Raw genomic sequence first — 17,691 nt, 5'->3', positions numbered from 1 at the left:
TGCGATGAGCCTTAAGTTATATGGTTATTGGCGCTCGTCTGCTTCATACCGTGTAAGAATTGCCTTGAATTTGAAGAATCTGGCATATGAATATATGCCAGTGCATTTAGTCAAAGATGGCGGTCAGCAGCACGCTGAACAGTATGTATCATTGAATCCATCTGAGCTCGTGCCAACATTTGTTGATGAAGACGAAGACATAATTCTTAACCAGTCTCTTTCGATCATTGAATACCTCGATGAAAAATATCCTGATGTTCACCCTCTATTGCCCCCGCATAAAGTAGAAAAAGCAAGGGTAAGAGCATTAGCATATGATACGGCTTGCGATATTCAACCCATCGCTAATTTACGTGTGCTTAATTATTTGTCTGAGCATTATAATGTTGACGGTGAGGGGAAAAAGGCATGGTGTCAAACGTGGATCACCAAAGGATTCAGAGGAATTGAAAAGCGATTGCAAAACACTGCGGGAGATTACTGCTTTGGCTTTAATGTCACGCTAGCTGATATTGCACTCGTACCGCAGGTGTACAACGCAGAGCGTTTTGGTGTCGATATGTCGGCGTTTCCTCTAATACGACGTATCAATGATAACTGCAATGAACTTGATGCATTCAAGTCGGCATTGCCTGAAGCGCAAATTGATGCAAGTTGAACGTTAGTATCGATGAGTAAAAGGCGCATGAAGCGCCTTTTGTTGTTTTGTAAGACTCATTTACTGATTTTTGATTGGGAGTTCAGTGGTATTTTTAACCTGCTTGAGGGCAAAAGTGGAACTCAAATGATCGACCAAGGGCAAGTGGGTAAGTTTGCTTTTAAGTAGATGCTCGTATTCTTCAATGCTTTCTACTATCACCTTTAGAAGGTAGTCTTTATCTCCACTTGTAGTATGACATTCGACGATCTCATCTATGCTTTGTACTGCAGCTTCAAAGTCGTTTAGGGAGTCTCCATCGTGGTTTTTGAGCGTTACGTAAATAAATACTGAAACACCTAAGTTGAGCTTTTTGTTGTCGAGAAGCGTAACTTTTTGTTTGATTATGCCATCCGATTCCATTCGCTTGACGCGTCGCCAGCAAGGAGTGTGTGATAACCCCACCTTTTGGCTTAGCTCTGCCATAGACAATGTTGCATCTTTTTGAAGAACCCGGAGAATTTCTCGATCAAATTTATCAAGTTTCATGTGAAGGGGATTGTAAATTTTTTTCTAGAATGCTGAAAAAAAAAGATAAATTCAAGAGAAAAACTAGGATGTATATCCTATAGAGTGGAATGATATTGTTACATCCTTTCGGATAAGTGCATTTCATCATCAAACACGCAAGACACATCCTCACCGCATTGCGCTAGAATTCAGCCATTGAACCATAAAAATAAACTGAGACTCCTTACATGTCTGTATTCGATCACAAAGAATTTGCTAATCACGAACACGTTGCTTTCTATCATGATGAAAAATCTGGTCTAAAAGCGATTATTGCTGTTCATAATACAAATCTTGGCCCTTCTTTAGGAGGGTGCCGCATGTGGCCTTACGCGACAAGTACAGAAGCATTAAATGATGTATTGCGTTTGTCTAAAGGAATGACGTACAAAGCGGCAATGGCTGAGCTTAAGCTGGGTGGTGGCAAGTCAGTCATTATTGGCGATCCTCGAAAGGAAAAAACACCTGAAATGATGGCTGCAATGGGGCGTTTTGTTGAAAGTCTTGGTGGTAAATATATTACAGCTGAAGATTCAGGGATCGCTGTGAGCGACCTCAAAATTATGGCGCAGCATTCTACTAGCATTGCAGGAACAGAAGCCAAATACCATTACAACGACGAAGAGGCTGACGGCAATCCAGCACCATCAACCGCATACGGCGTGTTTGTAGGATTGAAAACATCAGTAGAATACAAGCTAGAACGAGATTTACGGGGCGTCAAAGTCGCTATTCAAGGGTTAGGGCATGTAGGTTACCGACTGGCTAGACACCTACACAATGAAGGTGCTGAGTTGTTCGTGACTGACATTTATCCTGAAAGCCTAGAAAAGGCGAAGGAAGAGTTTGGTGCAACTGTCGTATCTCCTGATGAAATTTTTGCGCTTGATGTAGACGTGTTTGCTCCTTGTGCAATGGGAGCATCAATCAACGATGTTACTTTGCCGCAAATCAAGGCGAAAGTAATAGCTGGTGCAGCAAATAACCAGCTGGCAGAGGAGCACCTTGGACAGCAGCTCACTGAAAAAGGAATTTTGTACGCGCCAGATTATGTTATTAATGCGGGTGGGGTGATTGATATCTACCACCAACGTATGTTGAGTACCTCTGCGGCAATGAGAGCACACATCGAGCGCATTGGGGATAATTTAAAAGAGATCTTTACACGAGCAGAAGAAACCGGCAACAGCACCAACTTTATTGCAAATCGTATTGCAGAAGAACGCTTTTTGACCAATTAAACGCAAGTAAGACACTGCAGGCTTGAAACTTCAGCCTGCTTTCGTCATAATCGCGCCTCTTCAATTTTCTGCAAATTAGCAAGTTGAAGAAATCTTTCTATGGTGGTCCTTTGGTCCTCCCGCAATGATACTCTGTGAACTCGGTCAGGCCCGGAAGGGAGCAGCCGCAGCAGACGACTCATGTGCCGGGATGCGGCTGGAGGATCGCCACCCAATTTTCTCTTAAACTTTCTTAGAACCTTGCTCAGACTCGTCTAGATATTTAATTGCTTTACTAATTGCTTCTGCTGCATTCATTTCCATTTGCTGACGCTCGTTTTGTGGCAAATAAAAGGCCATGTCAACTTCGTAACGAATATAGCGCGGTGGCACTTGGTTTAGTGCCAAGCAAGTTAAATCTGCGAGATAATTAGCGGATTTACTTTTTGTTAGCCCTAAATGCTCAATGCGCTCTAAAATGAGCTTTTCATAAAAGTTATGAATATCGTCATCAAGTTTCATTTTTATCATCCTGATTCATTGGTTTTAAAACAAACTTAGCAAGTTTATTGGAATAAACAACCATACTTCTGTTGAGTAACATAGTCTTAATAGCGTGATAAGCAAATTGTTTCAAATTCATATGTAATGTAAAACATTTATTACAAAGACGATGCGTTAGCGTGAAAATCTTCTTTTAAAAACCACTTTTCGTTCATTTAATAGGTTGACCGAACGATACCCTTGTGTTTATTATCCTCAGCCGAGGTTGAACGCCTCATAAAAAAAGCTGAATAAATCGGCAAAAAAACCATCGCTAAGCCTTTTAGCGATCCAGGGAGAAAATACATATGTTTACAAATACGAAATTGGCTTCAGCCGTTCGTTATGCAATGGTGTTCGGAGCAGTAGCTGCTTCAGCTCCAGCTGCGATGGCTCAAGAGTCAGAAGGCGCACAAGAAAAAGCAATCGAAAAAATTTCTGTAACAGGTTCGCGTATTGCGCGTACAGACCTAGTTGCAACGTCACCAATTACTATCATTGACGAAACGTCAATTGAAATTACTGGTGCAACAAACGTAGCTAACTTCATCAACAACCTTCCAGCTGCGGGTATCCCAGGTACATCTGATACAAACAGTAACTTTAACACGACAACAACGGGTCTAAATACAGTAGACCTTCGTAACTTGGGTACTGAGCGTACACTTGTTTTGGTTAATGGTCGTCGCCACATCGGTGGTTCAGCTGGTTCACCTACTGTTGACGTATCAATGATTCCAATCAACCTAGTTGAGCGTGTAGAAGTGGTAACTGGCGGTGCAGCTGCTGTTTACGGTTCTGAGGCTATTTCTGGCGTAATCAACTTCATCATGAAAGATGATTTTGAAGGCGTAGAATTTAACGCTCGCTACGGTGATTCAGACCTAGGTGGTGGTGAAGAGAAAGACTTTTCAATCACAGTTGGTGGTAACTTCGATGGTGACAAAGGTAACGCTGTCGTTTACTTAGGTTACTCTGATACGGGTATCATCTACTCGCGCGACCGTGAAATGTCTGCTAACGATGCTGTAAACAGTACATTTGGTCCTAAAGGTAACTTTGGCTTGGCAGATGGTTCTGTAATTACGCAAGACGACTCTACACTAGAGTGGAACAAGCCATTCAAGGCATCTGAAGACGGATTTAACCGTAACCAGCTTCGTATCCTTCAAGTTCCAAGCACACGTACTCAGTTTAATGCCAACATCAATTACGAAATTAATGAACACTTTAATTTCTTCTCTGAGACGGCATACAACGAGTTGCAATCTGCTTCTCAATCAGAGCCTACAATTACAGGTGAGTTTATCTCTGTTGGTAACTCAGTATCCAACATCCGTATTCCAATTGACAACTACTACATGCCGACTGAGCTAAGAGGTTTAGCAGAGACAGCGTGGACTAATGCACAAGCAGCTAATCCTGACGTTGTACTTCCGCCTCTATCAGAAATCGCTATGTATCGTCGTTTCGTTGAGCTTGGTCCTCGTAGCAGTGACGTTCAGCGTAAAACGTTCAGAACAGTACTTGGTTTCAATGGTGCAATTAACGATAACTTCGATTATGAAGTATATTACCAATATGGTAACTTCGGTCAGGATCAAACTAACGGCGGTGTATTTAACACTCTTAACTTCTATAACGCACTACGCGTAGTTGAAGATGATAACGGTAATCCTGTATGTGCCGATGAGTTCGCTCGTGACCTTGGCTGTGTACCAATTAATGTATTCGGTGCAGGTTCAATCTCTGGTGCGGCGCTTGATTGGGTATCAGTTGACAGCCAGCTTACTTCTCGCATGGAGCAAGAGGTAATCGGTGCAACTATCTCTGGTTATGCTTTTGAGCTTCCAGCGGGTGATCTAGGTATTGCGTTTGGTTACGAATGGCGTGAAGAAGAGAGTCGTTTCAACTCTGATACACTTGCGCAGGGTGGCCTAACATCAGGTAATACAACACCTAACACGGTGGGTTCTTACGATGTTAACGAATTCTTCGTGGAAGCTATTGTACCGCTAGTCTCAGAAGTACCATTCGCAGAATATCTTGGTTTAGAATTCGCAGTTCGTTATTCTGACTACAGCACAGTGGGTGATGCGACGACCTACAAAGCAGCTGTTGACTGGGAAGTAATGGAAGGTCTACGTATTCGTGGTGGTAAGTCTACCGCTGTTCGTGCGCCTAACATCGACGAATTGTTCGATCCAGGTAGTGAAACGTTCCGTAACTTCGTTGATCCATGTGCACTTGGTGGTGTAGGTGGTAACAGCGCAAGTGTTGATGACGATGGGAACAATGAAACATATGAGAGACAGTCTGATACTGTAATCGCAAACTGTGCTCAAATCCCTGGTACAGCGACGCTAGATCCATTTGCTCGCAACATCCGTAGTGCGGGTGGTTTGTCAGCAGGTAACCCTGAACTACAAGAAGAGATGTCTGATGCAATTACTGTAGGTGTAGTTTACTCACCTGAGCAAATTGAAGGCTTCAACTTCACGTTGGATTACTATGAAATTACAGTTGACGACGCGATTAACTCGTTCACTGCTCAAACAACTGTTGATCAGTGTGTTCGTCAGCCTAACTTCCCGAACAACCCGTTCTGTGACCTTATTACGCGTGAAGCTGGCACTGGCTTAGTTCGTCGTATTGACGCACTAGCAATCAACGTTGCTGAATACCGTGTTGAAGGTATCGACTTCTCTGCTGACTACACGTTTGACCTATACGACGGTAGCATGAAGTTGAACCTTGCTGGTAACCACTCTATGGCGAACGATTTCGTGCCATTCGCTGGTGGTGACATCGTTGATAGTCAAGGCGAAATCGGTTACCCAGACTGGAAAGTTAACCTTAACGCGACTTACAACTGGAATGACCTGACAGTTGCTTGGACAGCACGTTATATTGACCGTGTAAATGTTGAGAATGACTCTGTTGCTACTTACGGCCAAATTGGAACTTATGTTTATCACGATCTACAGGCGCGTTATGCACTTGGTGAAGATGGTCAATATGAGATCTATGCGGGTGTAGACAACTTGTTCGATAAAGAACCTCCGTTCCTAGGCCAAGGCGTGCCTGGTGATGTAACTGGTACTAACACTGCATCAGACGTATATGACGCTGTTCGCCGTTACTTCTACGTAGGTTTTGAAGCATCTTTCTAAGAGAGAGGCTAATTGAATATTTTGGTGGCTTAAAAATATAAGACATTAAGATTTCAACAAACAAACTTTTAAAAATGCCAGTCAGCTTTGTTGACTGGCATTTTTTATTTTCAAATATCAACAAAGCTACAACGACCTCTCTTGGTAATTAGCATTTTGTCCTATTACTTCCTTTCATCTCATCTATAAACAACCTCCTTATTTTTGAGATAAATACCACTGCAATAAAGCTGATTTCTCATAACAGATAAAAGATGCAACTCACTCGTTGACTTTGGGGGTAGGTAATTGAGCTCGTATAGTGAAAGCGGGTTCTAATTGGGCCTTAATAAAGCAACGTGGTTGTTGTATGTGCAAACGAAAACTCTCGTCCATAAACGCCAGATTCGTTTACAACGTAACCCCATCACCCTGCCATGTTTATGACATGAGGCGACTAATTTTGAGTAAGTAGATGTGGTTATTTATCTGCATAACAGGGGCCTAAAAACAACCGAGCGCCATGTATTTCGGCATTTGTTGTTTACGCACAATAGGATACAGTATTCACTCACGAGACCTTGCAGCTGGTTTTTAGATGTGATAAACAAGATTTACTGTGTCTATTATTTGCACAGCCAATATTCTAAAAACTATTCTTACAAGTGTTTTGGGAGAACAAAATGTATAATAATTCAAGGTTGGCGAGCTCAATTCGCAAAGCTTTGACGTTTGGGGCATTATCAGCTCTTACTGTTCCTCTTTCTTTTCAAGCTTCAGCTCAGTCTACCCCCTCAAATGAGGGCGTAGAAAAAATATCTATAACGGGTTCACGTATTGTACGGGAAGAATTCGCTTCTTCGAGTGCAATCTCTGTTTTTGATGCCGAGGATCTTAAGAACTCGGGCGTAACCAGTATAGATGAATTTCTTAAATTCACCCCTGCAGTAAGTGGTTTCCAGTTGGGTGCAACGACTAACAACGGCAATGACGGTCAGAGAAAAGTTGACCTTCGCGGACTTGGCTTCAATAGAACGTTAGTGCTAATAAACGGACGTCGCCAAATTGGTGATTTAAATGACGATGGCGCGGTAGATTTAAATAGCGTCCCATTTAATCTAGTTGAACGTATAGAGGTACTAAAGGATGGTGCTTCTACCATTTATGGAACTGACGCCATTGCCGGCGTTATCAATATTATTCTAAAAGACGACTTTGAAGGGGTGGATTTGCAATTTGACCACGGCCGCAGCGCTGAGGGGGATGCACAAAATACTTCAGTATCAGTAGTAATGGGGGCCGCTTCTGAAAAAGGGAATATTGTAATCGGTTTAGAATACAATAAACAAAAAGAGATGGTGCAGGCTGATAGAGATTGGGCGTTTGACGGCCTCTATAGTGAATTACAAGGTGATGGAAGTTATCTCGCGGTACCTTCAGGTTCGTCCAATAGTCGACGTATCCGTGGCGTGCCAGGTCTAGCTGGGAATTACATCGTTGATGAAACCACAGGTCAGGTCAGACCCTTCGATCCTTCACGTGATACGTATAACTTCTCACCTGTTAACGCGTTAGTCACACCGAACGAGCGGTGGCAAATGGCACTGAATGGTAAATACGAAATAGCGGATGACACGCAAGCATATATGGAAGCTTCATATACTCGCAGAACATCAGCACAACGATTAGCACCGGATGCCTCTTTTGGGGTGACTGCAGACTATATTGGTATAGTGTCTGGACAGGCGCAGCGTAACGACCTTGTACCGGCGTCTAACCCGTTTAATCCTTTTGGTGTCAATGCATCAGGTGCCGATGGAGTGCTAGGAACTGCAGATGATCTGAATCCCTATGGAATTGAAAATCAGACGGTTCGTGTCAATAGACGTTTTGTAGAATCTGGCGGTAGACGCTTCCTCCAAACCGCGGATACATTTAGGTTTGTAACAGGGTTAAATGGTGAATTAGGCTCGGATATTTACTACGACTTTGCGTATACCTTTGCACAAAACGAAGTGGTAAATGAAACCAAGTTTTATCATCGCTTTGATCGTTGGGAAACAGCAGTGACTCCAGAGCTTTGTAACGCTGATCCTGCCTGTGCAGCTGCGGGCGTCATAGATCCATTTGGTCCCTATGGTTCCATTTCCGATGAGCAAATGGCGTTTATTTCTGCCAACTCTCTTAAAGATCTTGGTCTTGCCCAGATGCAACTGTGGCAATTCAACTTAACAGGTGACTTTGGCGAATTAGATGGAGGCACTATCGGTTGGTCTTTTGGTATTGAGCACCGTAAAGAAAAAGGTGACTTTATTCCAGATGAGTTCACATCTGAAGGCTTAACAACAGGCGGAGCAGCAGATCCTCAAAGTGGTTCATTCTCTGTAGACGAGGTATACGGTGAAGTGTACTTACCGGTTACATCGGATTTAGCTGTAGAAATGTCTGCACGATACTCAGAATATGATACATCCGCAGGTGAAACATTTAATTATAAAATAGGCGTTGATTACTCTATCATCGATCAAGTTCGTGTTCGAGCTGGTTACGCAACGGGGTTCAGAGCGCCTAATATTTCAGAATTAAATCAACAAGATGAGACAGACTTCCCAGTTGTTGAAAGTTACTGTGAGTTTGCAGATCGCCGTACTGATATTACCGATACTATTAGACAGAACTGTCTTGCATTATTAGGTGAAGACAACCTCGGTGCTGATGGTGAGTTTGGATTTGCTTGGCAATCGGCTTATACAACAAGCGCTCAAGAAGGCGATGAACTAGAAGCCGAGGAGTCAGTGACCAAAACCTTTGGTTTAATTTTCGATAACTTCGATATAGAAGGCTTACGTGGTAGCATCGATTATTGGGATATTAAAGTAGATGGATGGATCGAGAGTGACGATATTAACTCACTTCTTTATGCTTGTTTGAATTCGCCTAATTTAACAGCCACGGCCTGTAATGCGTTCCCAAATGGTTTGTATGACGGTATTTTCCCAGGAGATGCAACCGGTGCTTTTGGTAACCTAGGAACGCTTTCTGCTAAAGGTATCGATTTTGAAGCTGAATACAAAATGGATGTTAATTTCGCTAATGCGAATACGATGCAGTTCCGATTGTCAGGCAGCTATTTACTTGAGCGCATTGAAGATTTCCCTATAGTCGGAGCATCTGAAACTGCGGGCACAGCCGAGGGAGCTGCGGTTTTCCCAGAGCTTAAAGTTAACGGCATGATTGGTCTCAACAGCGATGATTGGTCTTTAAATTGGGATATTATTTATATCGGTGAAGCCGATGATCGATGGAGACCCGCAGAGATTACCTCTGACGCAAAAGCAGAATCGATTGTATACCATGACTTAGTGGCGACATATACTTTCAGCAATGTGACGCTCACTGCAGGTATTAACAACGTTACTGATGAGGATCCACCATACTTCCACAGTGCGTTTAATGCGAACACTGAGCCTGGTGCATATGACGTGATTGGACGTCGATACTTTGTACAGACTAAGTTTTCTTTTTAATTAAGGGTTAACATAAAAAAGAAGCCTCTGAACGGTGTTCGGAGGCTTTTCTACATTTTGCATCCTGACTACTGCTTTAAACTACCACTTTCGAAACACCATCATATATAGAAGGCATTACTAGCTAAGTATGGTTAATACGTGTTTCAACAAACACTCTGTTGTTACCTAGTCTTAGCTGTAGATCCGATTATCTCTTCACTCGTTAAAATGGTTTTTGCGCAGAATAATCCACTTTGCAGCGTATTGTGTGGTTAAAAAAAACTCACATAGAGCGCAATTTGAATATAGAACAGCTGCACAAAATGGTTTGCAACTGGTGGCTCATTGACCGCGTTATTAACTTCCTCATATCCATGGCCTGAAAATTAATTCCATAAATGATAAGTGTTTAGAGAGAGCATGGCTGAAGTGTTGGAAAAAAAATACACAATGAATGCTCGGGGAAACAGTATATTAAGTCATCTTACCTTTAAACCTTGCCGTTACAGTGAACTTGACAATTTAACTGTTTCCGTGTGACCATTCGGTGTTCGTAACTTTACAAGTGGAATGCCATCAGGTTTACGTTGTTTAGTTACAATCCTATAATTTTAACAGTTTTATAGCCCCTTGCCCTTGAACTTTTCTTCGTGGCGAGGATTCAAAAAAGAAAATTGGTTGGGAACTATGTCCAAAATGAGCAAGAGAACCCTTATTGCTTCTACCGTTGTTGGTGCTTTCGTACTGGGTAGTAGCACAGTCTCTGCAGATCCTCTAAATGCACTTCACAAAGAAGAGGCGAAGATTCACGCGTCTGCAGCAAAATCCCAGGAAAAAATCAACAATCTTTATGAGCAGTCTCAAGAGTTGTTAGCGGAATACCGTCAGACAGTTGATGAAACTGAAAACCTAAAGGTTTATAACGATTACGTAGCAACACTTGTTGCAGATCAAGAAGAAGGAATTGCGTCTCTGCAACGCCAAATCGATGATATCGAAGGCACTAAGCGTGGTATCGTTCCGCTAATGTTTAGAATGATCGAGAGCCTTGAGAAGTTCATCGAACTAGATGTTCCAATCAAATACGAAGAGCGTAAAGCGCGTGTTGAGCGTTTACGCGACGTAATGGCTAACTCAAATGTTACAGTTTCTGAGCGTTTCCGTCAGGTAGTTGAAGCTTACATGGTTGAGCTAGAATACGGCTCAAAAATCGACGCTTATCAAGGTAAGCTTGATTACAATGGTACGGAAATCGCAGTAGATTTCTTCAATCTAGGTCGCACAGCGTTGCTTGCGTTATCTCTAGATCAGAAGAACGCGTTCATGTTCAATAAAGATACCCGTAGCTGGGAAAAGCTAGGTGATGAATATCTAGAGTCAACAGTAAAAGCTGTTCGTATGGCTCGTAAGACTTTGCCTATCGACCTAATTAAGCTACCTATTAAAGCTGCGGAGTAATTTTCAATGAGTAACGTTTTCAAATCTGTAATGGCCGCTGCCTCATTGGCACTTGTTGCTTCTACAGCTTCTGCACAGAACGCTAGTTCACTTGATCAGCTGCTTGAAGAAGTAAAGAAAAACCGTGTCTCTGAAGCGCGCCTTAATCAACAACGTGAAGCCGAATTTGTTTCAGCTCGTGCTGATAAGCAAGCACTTTTAAGAAAAGCACAAGCGGATCTAAAAGCTGAGCGTCAGCGTGGCGATCGTTTAGCAAAACAATTTTCTGATAATGAAGTAAAATTGGCAGAAAAAGAGCAAGAGCTTAACCAAGCTACTGGTGACCTAGGCGAAATGTTTGGTGTTGTTCGTCAAGCCGCTGCGGAAGCATATGGACGTATTGCTACATCTATTGTAAGCGCAGAATTTCCAGGTCGTGGTGCGTTCTTACAAAGAATGTCAGAGGAATCTAAAGGTCTTCCTAACATTAAAGAACTAGAAGACATGTGGTTTGCTCTTCAGACAGAAATGACTGAATCTGGCAAAGTGTCTCGTTTCCAAACTGACGTTGTGAGTCTTGAAGGTGGTACGCAAACACAAGACGTAGTCCGTGTTGGTACATTCAACCTGATTGGTGAGCAAGGCTACCTAGCTTACGACCAACAAGAAAGTCAGGTTCAACCCCTAGGTCGTCAACCAGACAGCCACATGGTTGACTCTGCTGGTGTTATGCTAGATGCAAATTCGGGAATCGTTCCATTCTTCGTTGACCCTTCACGTGGTGCTATTCTAGATCTACTTAAAGGCAAAGCAACACTATCTGAGCGTTATCATGCTGGTGGTGTAGTTGGTTATGTGATTACTGGTATGTTGGCTATCGGTCTATTGATCGGTGTATTCAAACTAGTGCAGCTTACTTTGATGTCTGGCCAAATTCGTAGCCAGCTTAACAACACGTCTAATCCTTCTAACGGTAACCCACTAGGTCGTATCCTTAAGGTTTACCACGAGAACAAGAATGCAGATGCTGAAAACCTAGAATTGAAATTGGATGAAGCGATTCTTCGTGAACTTCCAAAGATCGAAAGTGGCATCAATATCATCAAGATATTTGCAGCTATCGCTCCTTTACTAGGTCTACTTGGTACAGTACTGGGTATGATTGCGACGTTCCAGCAAATTACACTATTCGGTACTGGTGACCCGCGTATCATGGCTGGAAGTATCTCTATGGCATTGGTAACGACTGCTCAAGGTATTATCGCAGCTCTACCTCTAATTCTAACTCACAGTATCGTAGCTGGCCGTAGCAAGTCTATTGTTCATATTCTAGATGAACAGACTGCGGGTATCGTGGCTACGCACGCAGAGTCGGAGAAAGCTTAATATGCTATACCTGATTGGATTATGGGAATCTGTCAGGGACTTTATCGCTACCGGCGGTAACGTACTCTATGTCGTTGCTGCCGCGCTCTTCCTCATGTGGGTATTGATGATAGAGCGTTACTGGTATTTGACGTCGGTGTTTCCTAAGTTGCATAAAGATATTGTAGCTAAATGGGACGCGCGTTCAGATACCACATCTTGGTATGCGCATAGAATCCGTGATGCATGGATTTCTCAAGCGTCGGACGAACTTAGCGCAAGAATGCTACTAATTAAGACTCTTGTCGCGATGTGTCCGCTAATCGGTCTTCTTGGGACTGTAACTGGGATGATCACCGTTTTCGAAACGATGGCAACTCAGGGTACTGGTAACCCACGTTTGATGGCAGCTGGTATATCTATGGCTACGATCCCCACAATGGCGGGAATGGTAGCAGCTTTATCTGGTGTGTTTTTTAGCTCTCGTCTTGAAGCTAGAGTTAAGATCGCACGAGAAAAGCTAGTAGATAGCTTGCCGCATCACTAAAGAGAGAAGTATATGGCTCGAAAAATACGTGCAGAAGAAGAGGAAGCGGCAATTGATATGACGCCGATGCTAGACATCGTGTTCATCATGCTTATCTTCTTCATCGTAACAACTGTATTCGTAAAAGATGCGGGTATAGAAGTGAACAAGCCAGAAGCTAACATGGCTACAATGCCTAAAAACGCCAATATCTTTATCGCTATCACCGCTGATGGTGATGTTTGGATGGACAAGCGCGAAGTGAAAGTTGAAAGCGTACGCTCTAACATTGAGCGCCTTTTAGCTGAACAACCTAGCGATGTCGTTATCATTCAAGCTGATATCGAAGCCGAACACGGAGTGGTGGTAAAGGTGATGGACCAAGTTAAAGCTGCTGGAATAGACAGAATTTCTGTCGCGGCAAGGGGGGCTTAATCAATGGTACGTTTTTTAGTATCTATATTGGTTGGCGGGATGATTGCTTTTGGCCTTTTCGTCGTAATGGCGAAATTGATTGCCAACTCTTCACGCCCTGCAGAAGAAGTACCTCCTGCTCCTGTGATTGACATTGTCATGAACGAACCTGATGAGCAGACGCAGACTCGACAACGCGTTCCGCCACCGCCACCACCTCCACCTCAGCAACCGCCGAAGATTCAGCCTGTAGAGCCTGATCAATCAAATGCGGATAACACAGGCATGTCATTTAATATGCCGAATGTAGATGTCGGTGGTGCCTCAATTGATATCGGCGGAGTCGGAAATATGCAACGTGATGGTGATGCTACACCGATCGTTCGTATAGAGCCGAAGTATCCGGTTCAAGCAGCTCGCGACGGCAAAGAAGGTTGGGTACGATTGTCATTTACGATCAACGAAGTTGGTGGTGTTGAAGATGTTGAGGTTATCGAAGCAGAGCCAAAACGCGTCTTTGACCGAGAAGCTAGACGTGCGTTGCGTAAATGGAAGTACAAACCAAGAATTGTCGATGGTAAACCTGTTAAACAGTTCAACCAGCAAGTACAGTTGGACTTCAAGTTGGATCAAGGCTAATGAGTAAATTTGTAAACAAATTAATCGCAGTGGCCTCTGTTACAGTAATGGGAATGGCATCTAGCCATGCCCTTGCTCAAACAGCGCCATCTGTTTGTGCCGATTACAAACGTGGTACAACTGAAATCGTTGGTGAGCGAACGGGTAAGAAAATCCAGAAGGCACTTGAAGCATACAACAATGATCTCATTGATGAAGCACTAGCACTCCTTTATGAAATTGATCCTAAAGGTAGTTATGACAAAGCATTCACCGATAATTTTATTGGTAAGATGCTTGCTGGTAAGGAAGGTGAGGGTCAAAAGGCGCTTAAATACCTGAAAGGATCTGTCGAGCCTAAATCACTCAATGACTCTGAGCATGCCAGCACGTTACGTTTAGTTGCTGATCTAAGTATGCAGGAGAAAGAGTACGACCAGGCTATTCGTTTCTATAAAAACTGGATGGACTTCACGTGTAAGCAAGATCCAGATATTTATACTCGAATGGCTCAGGCTTACTATGAAACGAAGCAGTTGCCTAAAATTGTAGAGCCTGCTGACAAAGCTATTGCGCTATATGAAAAGCCTAACAAAAACCCGTATGTTTTGAAGCTTACGTCATTTTATGAGCGTAAAATGTTCAAAGAAACGGTAGAAGTGGCTGAAGAGCTTGTGCGTAAATTCCCTGACAATAAACAGTGGTGGAGCCAACTTGGTTTCTTTTATATGTCTGTAGAGGACTATAAAAAAGCACTGTCAACTATGGAAATTGCGTATAATCAGGGATTTTTGTCTAAAAAATCTGAGATTAAAGCGTTAGCACAGTTATATGCGACAAATGGCATTCCGTATAAGGCTGCTAAGATTCTTGAAAAGTATATTAAGTCTGGTTTGATTGAACGTGATGCTAAGAGCGTATCAAGCTTAGCAAACGCTTATCACCAAGCTAAAGAGTACAAAGAGTCTGCGCAATATTACGGTGAAGCTGGCAAGCTCAGCAATGATTCAGACTATTTCCGTCGCCAAGGCACGTTACTGTTAGCAGCTGAAGACTACAAAGGTGCGATAGTTGCGTTACAAAAAGCGTTGGATCTTGGGAATGACAATGTCGGCCGTATCCACATCGCATTGATGGAAGCAAATATGTATACGGATAACTTCAAGCAAGCGATTTACCATGCTAGACAAGCCAAAAAGGATAAGTCTACCGAGCGTAACGCCCGAGCTTGGGAACCCTACATCATTGAAAAAGCGGGCAACCGCGGAATCAAGATTTAATTTGCTAAAGCTATGTTTTAAAAAGCTCCTTCGGGAGCTTTTTTATTTTCTGTCTTTCACACTCATTTATTGTATCGTTTGGTCCATGCTCATCGGATGATCGCCAAAGGTGTAATGTACGCAAAGCGTATTATCTTAGATAATGGAATCCAAACAGCTTGGATAGTGTTAAGCACGAGAAGGTAGGGCTTAACATGTGTTATGTTGTGGACGACTCACAAACTAGGTTATTGATTCACATGTATAGTTAAATCTTTGAAAGTTTGTTTCACACGCTGCTCCAGTGCTTTTTTCCCCGGAATAGCGTATTTTTTCTGTAGGGAAAATTTATCCATCCGCTTAACTAGCAAATCAAAAATAATGTCTATATTCACGTTCTTGCTGTGTGGTTTATGTATAGCGTCAATATGCGCTAATAGATGCTTTTGCAACGATTTCTCTGTCATCAATAACTGCCTGTTGCCCAATATGAACGCTTGTACAGCCGATCTATCGTAATCAGAAAGGCATAAAATTTGAGGGCTTTTGGCCAAAAGATGTATAAATATATCTGATTCAAGCTGTCTAAATTGCTCGGGACCAGCAAAAATCAAATTTTCTGCAAATGCTTTTCTCATTGCCGTGAAAAGCGGAATTTGATTTTTTGGTATAGAAGACCAATTAACTAAACTCACATTGTGTTCACCGCTGGATGCCTCTCTTTTGAAACCTAATCGTACAGGAACGTAATGATTTGCTGACCAAAAGCGCAATAGCCCTAACTCTGCCCCAAAAGAGGTACAAATAATATGGCTTGAGAATACGTGCTGGATGTAATTGAGAATTTGCTCTCCAATACGGCTACGTCTTTGTTCGGCTACAACAGCAATTCTTGTTATGCGGGCAAATGACAGCTTACAGAAATCAGGATTGGCTAAGTGATAAGACAACGACTGCGGCATAAGATGGCCGTTTACTCTTCTCCTGCCCAACGTGATTTCATTTATGAGTTTTTCATCTTTGAGTTTGCCCTCTAAAATGACAACTGCGGCGGCTACTACTTGTTGCTTTATTTGGACCGCAATGACTTTATGATCGTCAGCGTCCAATAGGCGAATGAGATCATCTGGCGTAGTCTGATAATGCGAATCAACCAGAATTTGGAAGATCTGGTGAAGTATATTCGGATGTCTTATAAGAGAGTCAGCGCTATGCTCTTCGATATTTATATCACTGACTGAGGTAGGCCGTTGTGTAACAGGGGGATTTGGCAGATATTGGGTCATGTTAAATGCTTTGAACCAGAATGCTTCTAGTACATCGTTGTCTTCCCAACGAACAGGAGATGTCAATGTCAAGAAGTGTGTGTTACAGCGTCTTTTTAGTAAATATGGCTTAAATCTAACTTCAAATCCTCTCCCTGTACCCTCATATCCATGAATGGTAGAACTGAAGACCACTTTCCGGCTTTGACTTTCAATTTGCTTTAAAAGAGGAGATGGAATGCTGGCAGCTTCATCTACTAATACCAAATCTGCTTCATCAAGCTGGGAGGTGACTTCATCTAGTGGTAGAAAATGAAGTGTTCCTCCTGTCAATGGGTTGTGCAATACAAGTTTCTTTCTGTTCAGGTGTCCATTGATAGATAGGGCGATATCAAAAGCGACTTTGACTGAGTCAAACCGCGGGCTGGTAATAATAATATTTTTTGTGCTTGCGGATATCAGTTTACTTGCTGCTATTCCTAAAGCGGCTGTTTTGCCGCGTCCCCTATCAGCATTGAGTACCATTGCCCCTCGCTGTTTTTGCTCTGCAAGGTGAATAATCTGTTTAACACAGTTTTGTTGCTCAACATTGGCATATGTTGGCGTTGTATATTCAGTCTTTTCAGTTGACGCTAGCTCACCGATAAATTCTTGCCCAGACAATCGTAAAATGTGTGGATCTTGCTTAATGTGGTGGATGAGGTGCGTTATAAAAAGGCTGCTTTGCTCTATAGAGGAACCGAATGACAGACGGCGGTGTTTGTCTGGGTCAATATGATTTGGCCACTGCTCCAGAGGGGGGGTGACAAGAATCATCAATCCACCTCGTCTGATTACACCACTCAGTGCAACGAGAGCATTACCTCTAAATGAATCGAAGCAGTTGTACACGACAATTTGAAATTCTTGGCCTAGCATGTGTTTTGCTTGGCTAGCCACTATTGATGTGGCGTGTTCTATATTAATGTCACTTTTAAAGCCTACCATTAATAAAGATTCTGGGGACAAAATTGCCAGTGCTTCTGTTAGCTGTTGCAATCCTTGAGGTTCAGATCCTGAGATAACCAATAATTGACGATGATAAAAGCCGTTTTGTCTGTTTGCTAACAATGTTTTGAAATCTGTCGGTAGGATCTGTGTCATAGCGCTGCTAACTGCTGTTATAATTACAGGTGA

At 42.7% G+C, this 17,691-nt stretch carries 13 protein-coding genes and 1 other RNA gene; 11 read left to right on the top strand and 3 right to left on the bottom strand.

Going from position 1 to position 17,691, the window contains the following annotated elements:
* The first annotated feature begins 4 nt into the window (after window positions 1–4).
* On the top strand, window positions 5–658 hold the full coding sequence (gene maiA, locus OE749_RS00360) for a maleylacetoacetate isomerase (protein WP_263710351.1): 654 nt from the start codon (window positions 5–7) through the stop codon (window positions 656–658).
* Window positions 659–718: 60 nt separating this feature from the next.
* Here maiA and OE749_RS00355 read toward each other — a convergent pair whose 3' ends face one another.
* Entirely contained in the window at window positions 719–1,186 is a 468-nt protein-coding gene (locus OE749_RS00355; protein ID WP_263710350.1) for an Lrp/AsnC family transcriptional regulator, read from the bottom strand.
* 209 nt (window positions 1,187–1,395) lie between these two features.
* Between OE749_RS00355 and OE749_RS00350 the strand changes: the two genes are divergently transcribed.
* On the top strand, window positions 1,396–2,448 hold the full coding sequence (locus tag OE749_RS00350) for a Glu/Leu/Phe/Val dehydrogenase dimerization domain-containing protein (protein ID WP_263710349.1): 1,053 nt from the start codon (window positions 1,396–1,398) through the stop codon (window positions 2,446–2,448).
* Window positions 2,449–2,556: 108 nt separating this feature from the next.
* Window positions 2,557–2,653: signal recognition particle sRNA small type (gene ffs, locus OE749_RS00345), an RNA gene on the top strand.
* A 17-nt stretch (window positions 2,654–2,670) separates the two neighbouring features.
* On the opposite strand, the gene OE749_RS00340 is transcribed toward ffs, so the two are convergent.
* On the bottom strand, window positions 2,671–2,949 hold the full coding sequence (locus OE749_RS00340; protein ID WP_263710348.1) for a late competence development ComFB family protein: 279 nt from the start codon (window positions 2,947–2,949) through the stop codon (window positions 2,671–2,673).
* Window positions 2,950–3,278: 329 nt separating this feature from the next.
* Here OE749_RS00340 and OE749_RS00335 point away from each other — a divergent pair, with 329 nt between their 5' ends.
* From OE749_RS00335 to OE749_RS00300, 8 genes are all read left to right on the top strand, one after another.
* Entirely contained in the window at window positions 3,279–6,143 is a 2,865-nt protein-coding gene (locus tag OE749_RS00335; RefSeq protein WP_263710347.1) for a TonB-dependent receptor plug domain-containing protein, read from the top strand.
* Window positions 6,144–6,805: 662 nt separating this feature from the next.
* Window positions 6,806–9,649, top strand: a complete 2,844-nt coding sequence (locus tag OE749_RS00330) for a TonB-dependent receptor domain-containing protein (RefSeq protein WP_263710346.1) — start codon at window positions 6,806–6,808, stop codon at window positions 9,647–9,649.
* Window positions 9,650–10,327: 678 nt separating this feature from the next.
* Window positions 10,328–11,089 carry a DUF3450 domain-containing protein gene (locus tag OE749_RS00325; RefSeq protein ID WP_263710345.1) on the top strand — a complete coding sequence of 254 codons (762 nt, stop codon included), beginning with the start codon at window positions 10,328–10,330 and terminating at the stop codon, window positions 11,087–11,089.
* A 6-nt stretch (window positions 11,090–11,095) separates the two neighbouring features.
* Window positions 11,096–12,454 carry a MotA/TolQ/ExbB proton channel family protein gene (locus OE749_RS00320; RefSeq protein WP_263710344.1) on the top strand — a complete coding sequence of 453 codons (1,359 nt, stop codon included), beginning with the start codon at window positions 11,096–11,098 and terminating at the stop codon, window positions 12,452–12,454.
* A 1-nt stretch (window position 12,455) separates the two neighbouring features.
* Window positions 12,456–12,980 carry a MotA/TolQ/ExbB proton channel family protein gene (locus tag OE749_RS00315; protein ID WP_263710343.1) on the top strand — a complete coding sequence of 175 codons (525 nt, stop codon included), beginning with the start codon at window positions 12,456–12,458 and terminating at the stop codon, window positions 12,978–12,980.
* A gap of 12 nt (window positions 12,981–12,992) precedes the next feature.
* Complete coding sequence (locus tag OE749_RS00310) at window positions 12,993–13,394, top strand: ExbD/TolR family protein (RefSeq protein ID WP_263710342.1); 402 nt, start codon at window positions 12,993–12,995, stop codon at window positions 13,392–13,394.
* 3 nt (window positions 13,395–13,397) lie between these two features.
* On the top strand, window positions 13,398–14,012 hold the full coding sequence (locus OE749_RS00305) for an energy transducer TonB (protein ID WP_263710341.1): 615 nt from the start codon (window positions 13,398–13,400) through the stop codon (window positions 14,010–14,012).
* Complete coding sequence (locus tag OE749_RS00300; RefSeq protein ID WP_263710340.1) at window positions 14,012–15,271, top strand: tetratricopeptide repeat protein; 1,260 nt, start codon at window positions 14,012–14,014, stop codon at window positions 15,269–15,271. Before OE749_RS00305 ends, OE749_RS00300 begins: the two co-directional genes overlap by 1 nt.
* A 227-nt stretch (window positions 15,272–15,498) precedes the next feature.
* Here OE749_RS00300 and OE749_RS00295 read toward each other — a convergent pair whose 3' ends face one another.
* A complete protein-coding gene (locus OE749_RS00295) occupies window positions 15,499–17,658 on the bottom strand; it encodes a GNAT family N-acetyltransferase (protein WP_263710339.1) in 2,160 nt (719 codons plus the stop codon).
* Window positions 17,659–17,691 lie beyond the last annotated feature (33 nt).

Origin of the sequence: Fluctibacter corallii (genome assembly GCF_025751585.1) — a bacterium.
Lineage (GTDB): Bacteria > Pseudomonadota > Gammaproteobacteria > Enterobacterales > Alteromonadaceae > Fluctibacter_A > Fluctibacter_A corallii.
The sequence above is the reverse complement of the archived record's forward strand: the minus strand, read 5'-3'. Positions and strand labels throughout refer to the sequence as shown.